The organism is Actinoplanes sp. NPDC051633, assembly GCF_040681735.1.
Taxonomy (GTDB): Bacteria; Actinomycetota; Actinomycetes; order Mycobacteriales; family Micromonosporaceae; genus Actinoplanes.
Map to the genome: position 1 here is coordinate 1 of NZ_JBFAZH010000055.1, position 14,946 is coordinate 14,946.

15 protein-coding genes are annotated in these 14,946 nt (G+C 70.0%); 3 read left to right on the forward strand and 12 right to left on the reverse strand.

The features are described 5' to 3' along the window. Positions 1-91: 91 nt before the first annotated feature. From AB0M20_RS05670 to AB0M20_RS05680, 3 genes are all read right to left on the reverse strand, one after another. Complete coding sequence (locus AB0M20_RS05670) at positions 92-802, reverse strand: zf-HC2 domain-containing protein (protein WP_364294282.1); 711 nt, start codon at positions 800-802, stop codon at positions 92-94. Continuing rightward, a complete protein-coding gene (locus AB0M20_RS05675) occupies positions 799-1,314 on the reverse strand; it encodes a sigma-70 family RNA polymerase sigma factor (protein WP_364294285.1) in 516 nt (171 codons plus the stop codon). Before AB0M20_RS05675 ends, AB0M20_RS05670 begins: the two co-directional genes overlap by 4 nt. Before the next feature lie 69 nt (positions 1,315-1,383). Next, positions 1,384-2,181: an IclR family transcriptional regulator C-terminal domain-containing protein gene (locus AB0M20_RS05680; protein WP_364294288.1), complete on the reverse strand. Its 798-nt coding sequence runs from the start codon at positions 2,179-2,181 to the stop codon at positions 1,384-1,386. Positions 2,182-2,335: 154 nt separating this feature from the next. Here AB0M20_RS05680 and AB0M20_RS05685 point away from each other — a divergent pair, with 154 nt between their 5' ends. Continuing rightward, on the forward strand, positions 2,336-3,541 hold the full coding sequence (locus tag AB0M20_RS05685) for an MFS transporter (protein WP_364294291.1): 1,206 nt from the start codon (positions 2,336-2,338) through the stop codon (positions 3,539-3,541). Between the two features lie 66 nt (positions 3,542-3,607). Here AB0M20_RS05685 and AB0M20_RS05690 read toward each other — a convergent pair whose 3' ends face one another. After that, complete coding sequence (locus AB0M20_RS05690) at positions 3,608-4,579, reverse strand: polyprenyl synthetase family protein (protein ID WP_364294324.1); 972 nt, start codon at positions 4,577-4,579, stop codon at positions 3,608-3,610. Between the two features lie 280 nt (positions 4,580-4,859). Between AB0M20_RS05690 and AB0M20_RS05695 the strand changes: the two genes are divergently transcribed. Further along, entirely contained in the window at positions 4,860-5,141 is a 282-nt protein-coding gene (locus AB0M20_RS05695) for a hypothetical protein (protein ID WP_364294294.1), read from the forward strand. Between the two features lie 5 nt (positions 5,142-5,146). Further along, positions 5,147-5,848, forward strand: a complete 702-nt coding sequence (locus AB0M20_RS05700; protein WP_364294297.1) for an aminoglycoside adenylyltransferase domain-containing protein — start codon at positions 5,147-5,149, stop codon at positions 5,846-5,848. Positions 5,849-5,863: 15 nt separating this feature from the next. On the opposite strand, the gene nuoN is transcribed toward AB0M20_RS05700, so the two are convergent. The 8 genes from nuoN to AB0M20_RS05740 all read right to left on the reverse strand — a co-directional run. Further along, positions 5,864-7,396, reverse strand: coding sequence for an NADH-quinone oxidoreductase subunit NuoN (gene nuoN, locus AB0M20_RS05705; protein ID WP_364294300.1), 1,533 nt, complete (start codon positions 7,394-7,396; stop codon positions 5,864-5,866). A 2-nt stretch (positions 7,397-7,398) separates the two neighbouring features. Then, entirely contained in the window at positions 7,399-8,931 is a 1,533-nt protein-coding gene (locus AB0M20_RS05710) for an NADH-quinone oxidoreductase subunit M (protein ID WP_364294303.1), read from the reverse strand. Beyond that, positions 8,928-10,853: an NADH-quinone oxidoreductase subunit L gene (gene nuoL, locus AB0M20_RS05715; RefSeq protein ID WP_364294306.1), complete on the reverse strand. Its 1,926-nt coding sequence runs from the start codon at positions 10,851-10,853 to the stop codon at positions 8,928-8,930. The genes AB0M20_RS05710 and nuoL overlap by 4 nt, the downstream gene beginning before the upstream one ends. Positions 10,854-10,865: 12 nt before the next feature. After that, positions 10,866-11,165: an NADH-quinone oxidoreductase subunit NuoK gene (gene nuoK / locus AB0M20_RS05720; protein ID WP_364294309.1), complete on the reverse strand. Its 300-nt coding sequence runs from the start codon at positions 11,163-11,165 to the stop codon at positions 10,866-10,868. Further along, complete coding sequence (locus tag AB0M20_RS05725; RefSeq protein WP_364294312.1) at positions 11,162-11,935, reverse strand: NADH-quinone oxidoreductase subunit J; 774 nt, start codon at positions 11,933-11,935, stop codon at positions 11,162-11,164. Before AB0M20_RS05725 ends, nuoK begins: the two co-directional genes overlap by 4 nt. Further along, complete coding sequence (nuoI, locus tag AB0M20_RS05730) at positions 11,932-12,609, reverse strand: NADH-quinone oxidoreductase subunit NuoI (protein WP_364294315.1); 678 nt, start codon at positions 12,607-12,609, stop codon at positions 11,932-11,934. The genes AB0M20_RS05725 and nuoI overlap by 4 nt, the downstream gene beginning before the upstream one ends. Position 12,610: 1 nt before the next feature. Next, positions 12,611-13,984: an NADH-quinone oxidoreductase subunit NuoH gene (gene nuoH / locus AB0M20_RS05735; RefSeq protein ID WP_364294318.1), complete on the reverse strand. Its 1,374-nt coding sequence runs from the start codon at positions 13,982-13,984 to the stop codon at positions 12,611-12,613. Next, positions 13,981-14,946: molybdopterin dinucleotide binding domain-containing protein (locus tag AB0M20_RS05740; RefSeq protein ID WP_364294321.1), on the reverse strand; the 966-nt coding region annotated here is incomplete at its 5' end. The genes nuoH and AB0M20_RS05740, both read right to left, overlap by 4 nt.

Below are 14,946 nucleotides of genomic sequence, written 5' to 3' on the forward strand. Positions count from 1 at the left end.
GGCGACTGATCGGGCGGCCGCCACCGCCGAACCAGTCGCCGTCCTACCGCCACGCTGACAAGACCCGAAGGCCCGGAGACGGAAGGTCTCGTCAGGGGACGTCGTAGGCCAGCAACACCTTGCCATCGGTGCGCACCAGCTCGAGCCGGGAGAGGCTCCCGGTGGCGAAGTGCGTCGTGGCGGGCATGCTGAACTCCTTGCCCGGCACGGCCACCCACGAGCCCAGCTGGTCCTCTTCGTCGTCGGGACCGTAGGCCATGAGGCGCACCGTGTAGGGCTTCAGTTCCGGGTTGCTGTCGTCGTAGTAACAGACCAGGTCGATTCGGGTGCCGCCCGGCGCGCTGTGCACGTCGATCTTCGCCGCGAGCGGCACCTTGTCGTCGGTCGCAGTCATCGCGATCGACGGCCCCGGCGGCGGCGTCGGCGCACCGTTGTTGCCGGTGACGAACAGCGCCCCGACACCGACGACCAGGGCCAGCACGGCGGCCGCGAGCGCGGTGCTCAGCACGCGTACCCGCGTCTTCTTGCGCTCCTGCCGCCTGGTCTTCTGCACCGCCGTGACCAGCGTCGGGTTGAGCTGCCGGCGGGGCGGCGGGCTCGGCTGGGTCAGGCTCGGGTCGAGCAGCTTCGCGAAGTCGGCCGGGTCCAGCCGGCCCAGCAGACCGGGCAGCACCGCGATGTCGGCCACCGCCTCGCGGCAGAACGAGCAGGTCGCGAGGTGCCGCTCGTACGCCGCACGCTCGGTCGGCGAGAGGGCGCCGAGGACGTACGCGCCGTCGTCATGTTCGTGCTCGCACTTCATCCCGTCACCCCCATCTCGCTCAGAACCATCCGCAACGAGCGCAGCGCGTAATGCGTGCGCGACTTGACCGTGCCGGGCGGTACGCCCAGACGAGCCGCCGCCTCGGCGACCGACCGTCCTCGGTAGAAGCACTCCAGCAGCACTTCCCGGTGCTGTGCGGTGAGCCGGGAGAGCGCCTCGGCGACCGTCCACGCCTCGACGGCCCGATCGGCCTCGTCCGCACTCGGCGGGGGCTCCGGCAACACGTCGGTCATCACCTCGCCCACCCGCACCGACCGCCGCCGCCAGGCGTCGATCGCCAGGTTGCGCGCGGTGGTGAACAGCCATGACCGCACCGCGCCCCGCTCCGGGTCCAGCGCCTCAGGATTTCGCCAGGCTCGGAGCAGTGTTTCCTGCACCAGGTCCTCGGCCTGCTGCCGGTCGCCACCGGACAGCCGGACCGCGTGCGCGTACAGCGCATCCCCGTGTTCGTCCTGCAGAACGCGAAGCAGCTCGGTGTCCTGGTCGGTCAAACCCCTGCCCTCCCTCGCGTTCACCCGTTCTTACGGGCGAAGGCGAGGGAGGGTTCAACGATCAACCAATCAGGCTGTAGCCGCGTCGCCACCGCTGGAGAGTGCCTCGGCCACGTTGCGCGCGGCGGCGGTGAGCTTCGCCCGGACCACCCGGGCCGAGGTCAGCATCTCCGCCGCGGGCAACGCGCAGGCCAGCACGAGGCGGCGTTCCATGTCGCGGTCGGCGATCACCGTCACCGCCGCGCAGGCGACGCCCTGCCGGAACTGGCCCATCTCGAGCTGCATGCCGCGGCGTTCGCCGGCGGCCAGGTCGGCCTCCACCGCCTCGGCCGTGGTCAGCGTCGCCTGCGTGAACGGCCGCATGCCGTAGTCGCGCAGATAGCGCGCCCGCTGGTCGGCGGTCAGCGTGGCGAGCAGCGCCTTGCCCAGCGCGGTCGCATGGCTGCCCTCGTCGAAGCCCGGCGTCATGTCGTCCAGGTAGGGCGATCGGACACCGTCGGCTGACGCCGTCACCGCTATCCGCCCGCCGACGAACCGGCCCAGGTAATGGCTGTAGCCGGTGTCGATCGCGGCGCGGCGCAACGCTTCGCCGACCGCGGGCGGGCCGCGGAAGGCGGAGACCAGCTCGCGATAACGATCGGCGATCTCCAGCCCCACGATGTACGTGCCGTCCTCACGACGGATCACATAGCCTTCGTAAGCCAAAGTGCGGACAAGGTGATAGGTCGTCGCGACGGTGAGCTCACACCGCCGGGCGATCTGTTTCACGGTGAGTCCGCGCGGAGCCCGACCGACCGACTCGAGCACACGCAGGGCGCGTGACACACTCCGGATCAGGTCTGACGGCTCCGCCAGAGGGTCGCGCACGGTCACCTCCGACGCCGGGGACTTACACCATATGAATAATCTTCCTCGGACGGAATGCCAAAACCACAAGGATCGTGGTCAATCTCTACCCGCCGTGTGGTCCTTCCCACTCAGTGTGCGGAGATGCATGACGCAGGCTTAATCTTTCGAATTGATGCCTGATCCACCGACCCCCACCGCCGGGGTGCCCGCGACCAGCGCGAATGTTCGCCGCCCGCTGCGGGCCGCGACGGGGGCGCTGACCACCACGATCGCGGTGTCCATTCCGGTCTTCCTGGTCGGTGGCCTGGCCGTGCAGATCGGGGACGAGCTCGGGTTCACACCTGCGGGGCTCGGGCTCGCCGTGTCGGCCTATTTCGGCGCCAGCGCGCTGTCGTCGGTGCCGGCCGGCGCGCTGGTCGAGAGATTCGGCTCCACGACCGTTTCGCGCGGCGCCATCGGGCTGGCGGCGGCCTCCCTGCTCGGCGTCGCGATCGGCGCGCGGGCGTTGTGGAGCTTGATCGCGATCCTCGTGCTGGGCGCGGCCGCGAACGCCCTGGGCCAGCTCGCCAGCAACAGCAGCCTGGCCGAGCACGTGCCGCCACGGCGGCAGGGACTGTCGTTCGGCGTGAAGCAGGCGGCGATCCCGGTGTGCACGCTGCTGGCCGGGGTGGCGGTGCCGGCGGTGGCCTTGACGCTGGGCTGGCGGTGGGCGTTCGTGCTGGCGGCGCTGCTCGCGCTCGCGGTGCTGCCGCTCGTGCCCAAGGAACGAGCCGGCCGGCGCAGAGCGCGCGGCGAGGCCGGGGAGCGCGCCACCGCGGCGCTGGTGGTGATCGGGGTCGCGGCGACGCTGGCGGCGGCCGCGGCGAACGCCCTGGGCACCTTCCTGGTGGATTCGGCGGTGGCACGCGGCATCTCCCCCGGCCCGGCGGGGCTGTCGCTGACGCTGGGCGGCGCGGTGTGCGCGAGCGCGCGAGTCTTCGGCGGTTGGCAGGCGGACCGCTTGCCGCGCCGGCAGGTCGGCGTGATCGCCGGGCTGCTGGCGACCGGCGCGATCGGGCTGGCGCTGCTGGCGGTGCCGGGCACGGTGCCGCTGGTGATCGGCGTGATCATGGGGTTCGGCCTCGGCTGGGCGTGGCCCGGCCTGATGAATTTCGCGGTGGTCCGGCTGCATCCGCAGGCGCCGGCGGCGGCGACCTCGATCACCCAGACCGGGGTGTACGCGGGCGGCTGCCTCGGCCCACTCGGCCTCGGCGGCGTGGCGACCGTGGCCGGTTATCCGACAATGTGGACGGTCGCCGCCGTCGCGATGCTGAGCGCGGCGGCCTTGATGCTGGTCGGCAGCCGCATGCTCAACCGTCACGCCGTCGCCATGGCCTGACCGCTGCGGCCGGCTCAGACCCGCCTGCGCGACCGGCTCAGAGCTGCCGGCGGGACCGGCTCAGATCTAGCTGGTGCGGTCGGCCACGACGTTGCAGAGAGACTCGAGGGCCTGCTTCGGTGCGGCGTCCGGCAGCGGCGCCAAGCGGTAGCGCGCCTCCTCCGCGAACGAGCGGACCGTCTCGCGCGCCCTTTTCATCGCCGCCGACTCGCGCAGCAGACCCAGCGCCTCCGCGTGCAGCGCGTCATCGGTCACCGGGCCGGTCGCCAGGATCTCGCGGAGCCGCACCGCCGACGCGTCCTGATCGTCGTCGGCCAGCGCGTAGAGCACCGGCAGGGTCGGCACGCCCTCACGCAGGTCGGTGCCCGGCGTCTTGCCCGACTGCACCGACTCGGACGTGATGTCGAGCAGGTCGTCGGACAGCTGGAACGCGATGCCGATCGTCTCGCCGTAGCCCGCCAGGGCCTCGACATGCTCCGGAGCCGCACCCGAGAACAGCCCGCCGAACCGGGCGGAGGTCGACATGAGCGAAGCGGTCTTTTCCGTAATCACGCTCAGGTAGTGATCGATCGGGTCGCTGCCGCGCGGCCCCACCGTCTCGGCGATCTGCCCGTGCACCAGCCGCGCGAAGGTGCGCGCCTGCAGGTGCACCGCCTCGGGGCCCAGCGACGCCGCGATGTCGGCCGCCCGGGCGAAGAGGTAGTCGCCCACCAGGATCGCCACCGAGTTGCCCCAGCGCGCGTTGGCGCTCGGCGCCCCGCGCCGGACGTCCGCCTCATCCATGACGTCGTCGTGATAGAGCGTCGCCAGATGCGTGAGCTCGACCACCAGCGCGGCCGACACGATCTCGGCCCGCGACGGATCGCCGAACTCCGCCGCGAACGCCACGATCATCGGCCGGAACCGCTTGCCGCCCGCATCCATCAGATGCCGCGCGGCTTCGGCGACCAGAGGGTCCGCGCTGGCCACGTTGCTGCGCAGCGCCTCCTCCACAGCCTCCAGCGTCGCCGTCACGGACCCGTCGATCGCAGGGGCGATCTCGAGGCCGAGCGCCGCCAGCGCACTGTCACCGGAGCTCTTCACGCTTTCACGATGCCATACGGGTACGACAAGTCCCGTGCCAGGGTTCTGAAGGTCATACCCCTGAGTACGCGTTGCGGCGCATGCCGAGCCGGATCGAGGACCGTGAGCAGCAAGCCCGATCGGCACGCCCGCCGACGAACGCCCCGGGCGAGCCGAATGACCGTTTTGTTCGGTGACGAAGCAGCCACGTGATCCTCGCCACCGAAGGCTCCACTCCGCCGCGCACACTGTGGAGATGGATCCGGACGACGAACGAGGCACGCTGAACCAGATCGCCTACAGTCTCATCTTCGTACGCGACCTGACCGACCCGAAGGTCGCCACCCAGCTCGCCGAGGCGATCGCCGACGGCCGCGGCTTCGCTTCGTCGACCGAGGACTTGGTGGCCGCGATCGACTCGACGCTGGCCAAGCAGCGCGTACCCCGGCAATCGGTGGAGATCGCCGAACACAGCGAGCCCGACCTGCTGGCATTCCTCGCGAAGCTGCGCGCCGAGATAGAAACCCACAAGCCTTGACCCGCATGTACGTGGCCGAAGCTGTCGTCGAGGTCGTGGGTGCCGCCGCCCGGTCGGTGATCCTGCACGGGTCGCTGGCGAGCGGCGGGTTCGTTGCCGGGCGCAGCGACATCGACCTGCTCGTGGTGATCGACGGCGCGCCGGCCGACCCGTCGGCCCTGGAGCATCTCGTCCGGCACGCCGAGCTCGGTGACGCGGCAGGCGTCGACCTGCACGTGGTGACGGCCGACGTGGCCGCCTCGCCGGGGCCGGCTCCAACTGTTGAGCTGTACGTCGGGCGGCATGACGGGTCGTCGGTCGGCTTCGAGGTCGAGCGCCGGGTCGCCGCCCCCGATCTGCTCGCCGAGCTGTCGATGGCTCGGGCGCACGGGCGGGCGCTGTGGGGCGCGGCCCCGGCCGAGGTGATCGGACCCGTTCCGGCCGAATGGATCGTCGACCGTGGCCGTTACTGGCTGACGACCTGGCTGACGTTGACCGGCGACACCGAGCACGCCACCTTCATGGCTCACACCGCCTGCCGGATCTGGCGGTTCGCGGTCGAGAACGTGCACTGCTCCAAGACCGAGGCCGCCGCGTGGGCGCTCGAGCGGGAGCCCGCGGTGCGGCCGGCGCTGGAGCACGATGAACGCGCGCTGGCCGCCCTGCTGACCAGGGTCCTGAACGAGACGAGCCCCGGCCGGAACCGGGGCTCGTCTGCTCAGATCTGAATCAGTGACGACGCATCATCTGACGAACTGGGCCGCGTCGTTGCTCAGGTCGATCAGCGGGGCCGGGACGACGCCCAGCGCCAGCGTCGCCAGCACACCGATGGACAGCGCCGCCGACGTCATCGCGCCGGGCACCGACACCGTCGGGGTCGACTCGCCCGGCTCCGACAGCCACATCATCACGACCACGCGGAGGTACGGGAAGGCCAGCACCATGCTGGTGATCACGCCGAAGATGACCAGCCAGGTCTGTCCGCCCTCGATCGCCGCGCCGAAGACCGCGAACTTGCTCGTGAAACCACTGGTCAGCGGGATGCCCGCGAAGGCCAGCAGGATGAACGTGAAGATGCCGGCGAACAGCGGGCTCTTGCGGCCCAGGCCGGCCCACCGCGACAGGTGGGTGGCCTCACCGTCCGCATCGCGCACCAGCGTCACGATGCCGAACGCCGCGAGCACCGAGAACCCGTACGCGACCAGGTAGAACATCGTGCTGGCCAGGCCGCTCTTGTTCAGCGCCAGCGCACCCACCAGCAGATATCCGGCGTTGGCGATGGACGAGTACGCGAGCAGCCGCTTCATGTCGGTCTGGGTGACCGCCAGCACCGCGCCCACGAACATGGTCAGCACCGCGATCACGCCCAGCACCGGCTGGTAGTCCCAGCGCACGCCCTCGAACGCCACGTAGAGCAGGCGCAGCAGCGCACCGAACGCCGCCACCTTCGTGCACGCCGCCATCAGCGCGGTGACCGGGGTCGGCGCGCCCTGGTAGACGTCCGGCGTCCAGACGTGGAACGGCGCCAGCGCGCCCTTGAAGAGCAGCCCGATCGCGACCAGCGCGAGGCCGCCGTAGAGCAGCACCGGGCTGCGCTCCGGGGTGGCCACCGCGTCGTGGATCTGGCTGAACTGCACGCCGCCCGAGAAGCCGTAGATCAGCGCCACACCGAACAGGAAGAACGCCGACGCGTACGAGCCGAGCAGGAAGTACTTGAGCGCGGCCTCCTGGCTGAGCAGCCGGCGACGGCGGGCCAGCGCGCACATCAGGTAGAGCGGCAGCGAGAGCACCTCGAGCGCGACGAACATGGTCAGCAGGTCGTTCGCGCCGACGAAGAGCAGCATGCCGCCGAGCGCGAAGACCGCCAGCGGGTAGACCTCGGTGGCGCCCTGACCGCTGCCGGCCTGACGCAGGTCCTTCTGCGAGCCGACGGTGATCGCCGCCTGGTCGACGAACGCGCCGCCGTGCTCCAGGGTGCGCTCGCCGATCAGCAGCAGCGAGACCAGGCCGAGCAGCAGGATCGCGCCCTGCAGGAAGAGCGTGGGTCCGTCCACCGCGATCGCGCCGCCGATGGTGACCGTACGCGTGTTGCGCTCCAGGATGACCGCGACGAACGCGACCACCACGGACACCAGCGCGAGCGTGAGCTGGACGGCCTGCCGCAGGCGCTTGGGCAGCAGGGCCTCGATCAGGACGCCGAGGCAGGCCGCACCGAAGAGGATCAACATCGGCGACATCGCGCCGTAGTCGATCGAAGGCAGTCTGAGGTCTCCCATGGCTACGGAGCCGTCCTTCCGTTTGCGACCGCCGTCGGGCCCGGATCGGTCGTGCCGACGTCCTGCAGGGTCGCCTGGACCGCCGGGTTGATCACGTCGGTGAGCGGCTTCGGGTAGAAGCCGAAGAGGATCAGCAGCGCCACCAGGGGCGCGACCACGACCTTCTCGCGCAGGGTGATGTCGCGGCTCATCGCCGGGATCTCGCTCAGCGCCGGGTTGAGCGTGCCCTGCGTAGTGCGCTGGAACATCCACAGGACGTACGCCGCGGCCAGGATGATGCCGACCGTGGCCACGACCGCCCAGGCCTTGTGCACGGTGAACGTGCCGATCAGGACCAGGAACTCACTGACGAACGGCGCCGTGCCGGGCAGCGCCAGCGAGGCCAGACCGGCGAAGAACAGCACCCCGGCCAGCACCGGGACCAGCTTGCCGGCGCCGCCGAAGTCGCTGACCAGGGCCGAGCCGCGCCGGGCCACGAACATGCCGACGACCAGGAACAGCAGGCCGGTGGCGAGGCCGTGGTTGACCATGTAGAGGACCGACCCGGTGCCGCCCTGGGTGGTGAACGCGAAGATGCCGATGCCGATGAACCCGAAGTGGGCGATCGACGTGTAGGACACCAGGCGCTTGAGGTCGTTCTGCCCGACCGCGAGCAGCGCCGCGTACAGGATGCCGATCACCGCGATGGCGATGGCGGTCGGCGCGAACCAGCGGGACGCCTCCGGGAACATCGGCAGGCAGTAGCGCAGGATGCCGAAGGTGCCGACCTTGTCGAGCACGCCGACCAGCAGCGCCGCGGCTCCGGCGGGTGCGGTGCCACCGGCGTCCGGCAGCCAGGTGTGGAATGGGAAGAACGGCGCCTTGACCGCGAACGCGATGAAGAAGCCGAGGAACAGCCAGCGGCCGGTGTCCTGCGCGATGTCCGCGTTGACCAGCGCCTGCCAGTCGAAGGTGTGCCCGCCGACCACCCACAGGCCGATCACGGCGGCCAGCATGAAGAGGCCGCCGACCAGCGAGTAGAGGAAGAACTTCACCGCGGCGTACTGCCGGCGCGCGCCGCCGTACGAGCCGATGATGAAGTACATCGGCACGAGCATGACCTCGAAGAAGACGTAGAACAGGAAGACGTCGGCGGCCGCGAAGACGCCGATCATCGTGCACTCGAGGGCGAGCAGCAGGGCGAAGTAGGTGGGCACGCTGCGTTCGGCCTTCTCGGCGTCGTGCCACGACGCCAGGATCACCAGGGGTACGAGCACCGCGATCAGCAGCAGCATCACCAGCGCGATGCCGTCCGCGGCGAACGTGAACCGCACGTCCCAGCTCGGGATCCACGGGTACGACTCGCGGAACTGGAACCGGTCGCCGCCCACCTCGAAGGCGATCCACATGATCACGCTGAAGACCAGCACGACCAGCGACCACGCCAGGGCGATGACCTTGGCCAGCTGGCCCTTGGTCTTCGGGATGAACGCGACCACCGCGGCCCCCACGAGCGGGAGCAAGGTGAGGATCGACAGGAACGGGAAGTCTTTCACGCGAGCCACCCCAGTTGGATAGCGAGGAAGGCACCGACGACGAGCAGCGCGCCGGTGAGCATCGAGAGGGCGTACGAGCGGACGAACCCGGTCTGCAGCCGGCGCAATCGGCCGGACCCGCCGCCGACGCCGGCCGCGATGCCGTTCACCGCACCGTCGATGCCCTTGCTGTCGAGGAAGACCAGCGCCCGGGTCAGGTAGATGCCGGGCTTCTCGAACACCGCTTCGTTGATCGCATCGGTGTAGAGGTTCTTGCGCGCCGCGGTGACCACCGCACCGGCCCGCTGCGGCGCCGTGGCCGTCCCGTTGCGGAAGAGCGCGATCGCGAGGCCTGCACCCGCCAGCGTGAGAACGATCGACAGGATGGTGATCCAGGTGTGGCTGAGGACCGCGTGCGGCTCCTCCTGCTCGGCGCCGAGCACCGGCTCGAGCCAGTTCGGGACCGATGTGGACATCAGCCAGCCGGCTGCGACGGAGCCGACGGAGAGCAGGACCAGCGGGATCCACATGATCGCCGGCGACTCGTGCGGCTCGTGGATGTCCTCGGTCCAGCGCTTCGGCCCGTGGAAGGTGAGCCAGAAGAGCCGGGTCATGTAGAACGCGGTCAGGCCCGCACCGAGCAGGGCGGCCATGCCGAACAGCCAGGCCGTCCAGCCCTCCCGCTCGAACGCGGCGGCGATGATCGGCTCCTTGGAGAAGAAGCCGGACAGCGGCGGGAGGCCGATGATGGCCAGCCACCCGGTCATGAACGTGATCCAGGTGATCTTCATGTACTTGGACAGCCCGCCGAACCGCCGGATGTCGACCTGGTCGTGCATGCCGTGCATGACCGAGCCGGCGCCGAGGAACATGTTGGCCTTGAAGAAGCCGTGCGCGAGCAGATGCACGATGGCCAGCGCGTACGCGCCGCCGCCGAGCCCGACGCCGAGGAACATGTAGCCGATCTGGGAGACCGTCGACCAGGCCAGCACGCGCTTGATGTCGTCCTTGGCCGCGCCGATGATGCAGCCCATCAGCAGCGTGAGCGCGCCGACGCTGACCACCACGACCTGCAGCGTCTGGTTGGCCGTGAAGATCGGGTTGGAGCGGGCGATCAGGTAGACGCCCGCGGTCACCATGGTCGCCGCGTGGATCAGGGCCGACACCGGGGTCGGGCCCTCCATCGCGTCCGGCAGCCAGGCGTGCAGCGGGAACTGGCCGGACTTGCCGGCGGCGCCCAGCAGCAACAGGATGCCCATGATCAGGATCGTGCCGGAGGCCAGCGAGTTGACGCCGTTGAACACGTCGTCGTAGTTGGTGCTCCCGATGGTGGCGAACATCAGGAAGATGCCGATCGCCAGGCCGGCGTCGCCGACCCGGTTCATCAGGAACGCCTTCTTGCCGGCGGTGGCCGCGGACGGCCGGGTGTACCAGAACGAGATCAGCAGGTACGACGCCAGACCGACGCCCTCCCAGCCGAAGTAGAGCATCACGTAGTTGTTGCCGAGGACCAGCAGCAGCATGGCCGCGACGAACAGGTTGAAGTAGCCGAAGAACTTCCGGCGCCCCTCGTCGTGCTCCATGTAACCCACCGCGTACAGGTGGATCAGGGAGCCGACGCCCGTGATCAGCAGCACGAAGACGCCGGACAGCGGGTCGAAGAGCAGCCCGAAGTCGACGTTGAGGCTGCCGACGGCGATGAAGTCGAACAGGCTCTGCTCGGCCGACCGAGCGCCGTCCTCCAGCCCGCGCAGGCTGAGGAACATGATCAGGCCGAGCACGAACGAGGCGGCGACGGACAGTACGCCCAGCCAGTGGCCCCACTTGTCGGCCCGCTTGCCGAGCAGCAGCAGGATCGCCGCGCTGGCCAGCGGAATGGCCACCAACAGCCAGATACCGCTCAGCACCCCCGTCGCCGGGGCATACTCCACTGTCGCTTCCACTCCAAGGCCCCTTTAGTACTTCAACAGGTTCGCGTCGTCGACGCTCGCGGAACGACGCGTCCGGAAGATCGACATGATGATCGCAAGGCCCACCACGACCTCGGCCGCCGCGACCACCATCACGAAGAACGAGATGATCTGGCCGTCGAGGCTGCCGTTGATCCGGCTGAAGGTGACCAGCGCGAGATTCGCCGCGTTCAGCATCAGCTCGATGCACATGAACAGCACGATCGCGTTGCGGCGGATCAGGACGCCGGCGGCGCCGATGGTGAACAGGATGACCGCGAGCACCAGGTAGTAGTCGGGAGTCACTTCTTCTCCGTCCCCTTCGGCGCGGCCTCGCGCTCGGTCAGCTCACGAACCGGCAGGATCGGCGAGATGCTCCGCTCGGATCCGTTGCCGTCCGGCAGCCTGGCCGGAGCGGCGACCGACATGGTGTTGGCGTAGACGCCGGGGCCGGCCTTCGCGCCCGGGTAGCTGCCCGGCTTGAAGCGTGCCGTCATCCGGGTGACCTGGTCGGCCTTGTCCTCCGTGCCGCGCTCGACGTGCGCCAGCACCATCGCGCCGACCGCGGCGGTGATGAGCAGCGCCGAGGTGACCTCGAACGCGAACACGTACCGGGTGAACAGCAGTGAGGCCAGGCCGGGAACATTGCCGTTGGCGTTGGCGGCGGTCAGGCCGACCGCGGTGTTGTCGCCCAGCGAGCGGGCGAGGCCGGTGCCCACCAGGCCCGCGAAGCCGACGCCCAGCACGATGGCGGCGACCCGCTGGCCGCGCAACGTCTCGATCAGCGAGTCGGACGCGTCGCGGCCGACCAGCATCAGCACGAAGAGGAACAGCATCATGATCGCGCCGGTGTAGACGATGATCTGCACCGCGCCGAGGAACGGCGCCGAGTTCATCACGTAGATGAAGCCCAGGCAGAGCATGGTGACGACCAGCCAGAGGGCGGAGTGCACCGCGTTGCGGGCGATCACCATGCCGAGCGCGCCGATCACGGCGAGCGTGCCGAGGATCCAGAAGCCGACGGCCTCGCCGTTGGAGACCTGACCGGTGACCTCGGCGGCGAGCAGAGCGTTCACTTGCCGTCACCCCCTCCGCCGGCGATGCCGGACGAGGCGGCCTCGGCCTTGGCGGTGGCCTTGCGGGCCGTCCCGGCCGTCTCCGGCCGGTCGCCGTCGCCGCCCGTGCTGGCGTCCTGCGTGCCGGTGTCCGACCAGGGTGCGCGCTCGGCACCGGCCGAGGTGCCCGGGTTGGTCAGCGCGCCGATGTAGTAGTCCTTGTCGGTGTCGCCCAGGCGCATCGGGTGCGGCGGCTGCTCCATGCCGGGCAGCAGCGGGGCCAGCAGTTCCTTCTTCGTGAAGATCAGGTCCTGCCGGCTGTCGCGGGCCAGCTCGTACTCGTTGCTCATGGTCAGCGAGCGGGTCGGGCAGGCCTCGATGCACAGCCCGCAGAAGATGCAGCGGGCGTAGTTGATCTGGTAGACGCCCGCGTACCGCTCGCCCGGCGAGAAACGCATCTCGTCGGTGTTGTCGGCGCCCTCGACGTAGATCGCGTCCGCCGGGCAGGCCCAGGCGCACAGCTCACAGCCGATGCACTTCTCCAGGCCGTCCGGGTGCCGGTTGAGGATGTGCCGGCCGTGGTAGCGCGGCGCCGGCGTGGGCGGCGTGAACGGGTAGTCGGTCGTGATGACCTTGCGGAACATGTGCGCGAAGGTCACCCCGAAGCCCTTGAAGGAGCCGGTGAACGTGCCCACGTCACACCTCCTTCTCGGTGGAAGCGCTGGAACCTTCGCCGACCGTCGCGGGTTCCCGCTCGGCGACGGCCCGCCGTGCACGCGGGCTCGGTGGCACTTGCAGGTCCATGGGTGGCACCGGGAAGCTGCCCGGCGGCCGGGCGGCGAGCTGCTCCTCGACGGAGAGCTGCCGCGGCTTGCGGCTCGACGGCCACAGCATGGCCACCAGCAGCACCACGACCACCACTCCGCCGATCACCAGCCAGCGGTCACGGGTGGACAGCTCGTTGTTCGCGACCCGGACACCGGCCAGGAAGAGGATCCACACCAGGTTGACCGGGATCAGGACCTTCCAGCCGAAGCGCATGAACTGGTCGTAGCGCATCCGGGGCAGCGTGGCCCGCAGCCAGATGAAGCCGAACAGCAGGATCAGCACCTTGCCGAGCCACCACAACATCGGCCACCAGCCGGAGTTGGCGCCCTCCCAGAAGGTGGTGATCGGCCACGGAGCCCGCCAGCCGCCAAGGAACAGCGTGGTGGCGAACGCCGACACGGTGATCATGTTGATGTACTCGGCCAGGAAGAACAGCGCGAACTTGAACGACGAGTACTCGGTGTGGAACCCGCCGACCAGCTCGGACTCCGCCTCGGGCAGATCGAACGGCGCCCGGTTGGTCTCGCCGACCGCGGCGATGCAGTAGATGATGAAACTCGGCAGCAGCAGGATCGCGTACCAGCTCGGCGCGGTCGGGTTCCAGCCGAGGATGTCGAAGCTCGACGTCGAGTTGCCGGCCTGCGCCTTGACGATCTGCGAGGTGCTCATCGTGCCGGCGGTCATGAACACCGCCACGATGGACAGGCCCATCGCGACCTCGTACGAGATCATCTGGGCGCTGGACCGCAGCCCACCCAGCAGCGGGTACGTCGACCCGGACGCCCACCCCGCCAGCACGACGCCGTAAACGGCCATCGACGAGCAGGCCAGCAGCACCAGCACGGACACCGGCACGTCGGTCAGCTGCAGGGCGGTCTTGTGCCCGAACATCGACACCACCGGCCCGAACGGGATCACCGCGAAGGCGGTGAACGCCACCGTCGCCGAGATCACCGGGGCGATGAAGTAGACCACCTTGTCGGCGGTCTTCGGGATGATCTCCTCCTTGAACGGCAGCTTCACGCCGTCCGTGAGGCTCTGCAGCCAGCCTTTCGGCCCCACCTGGTTGGGTCCGGGCCGGACCGCCATCCGGGCCACGACCTTGCGCTCGTAGTTGATCGTGAAGAGCGTCAGCAGGAGCAGGATGACGAAGACGCCGAGCAGCTTGATCAGGACGATCCACCAGACGTCCTGCTCGAACGTCTGGAGGGTCGGGTCCTGCGCGGCGGCAAGGAGTTTCATGCGTGAGTCCCCTCAGCGAGGATCGGGCCGGGTACGCCGGCCGACAGCCGGACCACCGCTCCCGAGGTGACGCCCAGGCTGCGGCGAACCGTCGAGCCCGGTGAGTTGGTGGGCAGCCACACCACCTGCGCGGGCAGGTCGGTGATCTCGGCCGGCAGGGAGACGTCGCCGCGGTCGGTGCTGACCGTGACCAGGTCACCGTCGGCGACGCCGAGCGTGTCGGCCAGGTCCTTGCCGATCCGGGCCACCGCGGGCCGCGAGGTGCCGGCCAGCACCTCGTCGCCGTCCAGCAGCGAGCCCAGGTCGATCAGGTGGTGCCAGGTGGCCAGCACGGCCTCGCGCGGCCCGGGCGTGGGCAGCGAGCCGGCCTGGAACGACGGCGCCGGCGGCCGCCCGGAGCGGCTGGCCGGCATGGCGGCCAGCTCCCGCCGGATCGCGCCGACGTCGCCCGTGCCCAAGGAGATGCCTGCGGTCGCGCCGTCGGACGGGACGTTCATCAGCGCGGCGATCGCCTCGAGCACACGGCCGTCGGTCATCGCCCCGGTGGGCAGCACGGCGTCGAAGGTGCGCAGCCGGCCCTCCCAGTCCATGTACGTGCCGGCCTTCTCCACGGCCGGCGCAACCGGCAGCACCACGTCGGCCCGCCGGGTCACCGCGCTCTGCCGCAGCTCCAAGCTGACCAGGAACGGCACCGCGTCGAGCGCCTCCTCGGCCGGCACCGGATCGCTCAGGTCCGCCGGGTCCACACCGGCCACCAGCAGACCACCCAGCTCGCCCGAGCGGGCGGCCCGGAGGATGCCGTCGGTGTCGCGGCCCGGGTTGCCGGACAGCGCGCCGCCGGGCAGGTCCCACGCGGCGCTCAGCTCGGCACGCGCGACCTCGTCGCTGACCGGGCGGCCACCGGGAAGCAGATTGGGCAGGCAGCCGGCGTCGACCGCACCGCGGTCACCGGCGCGCCGGGG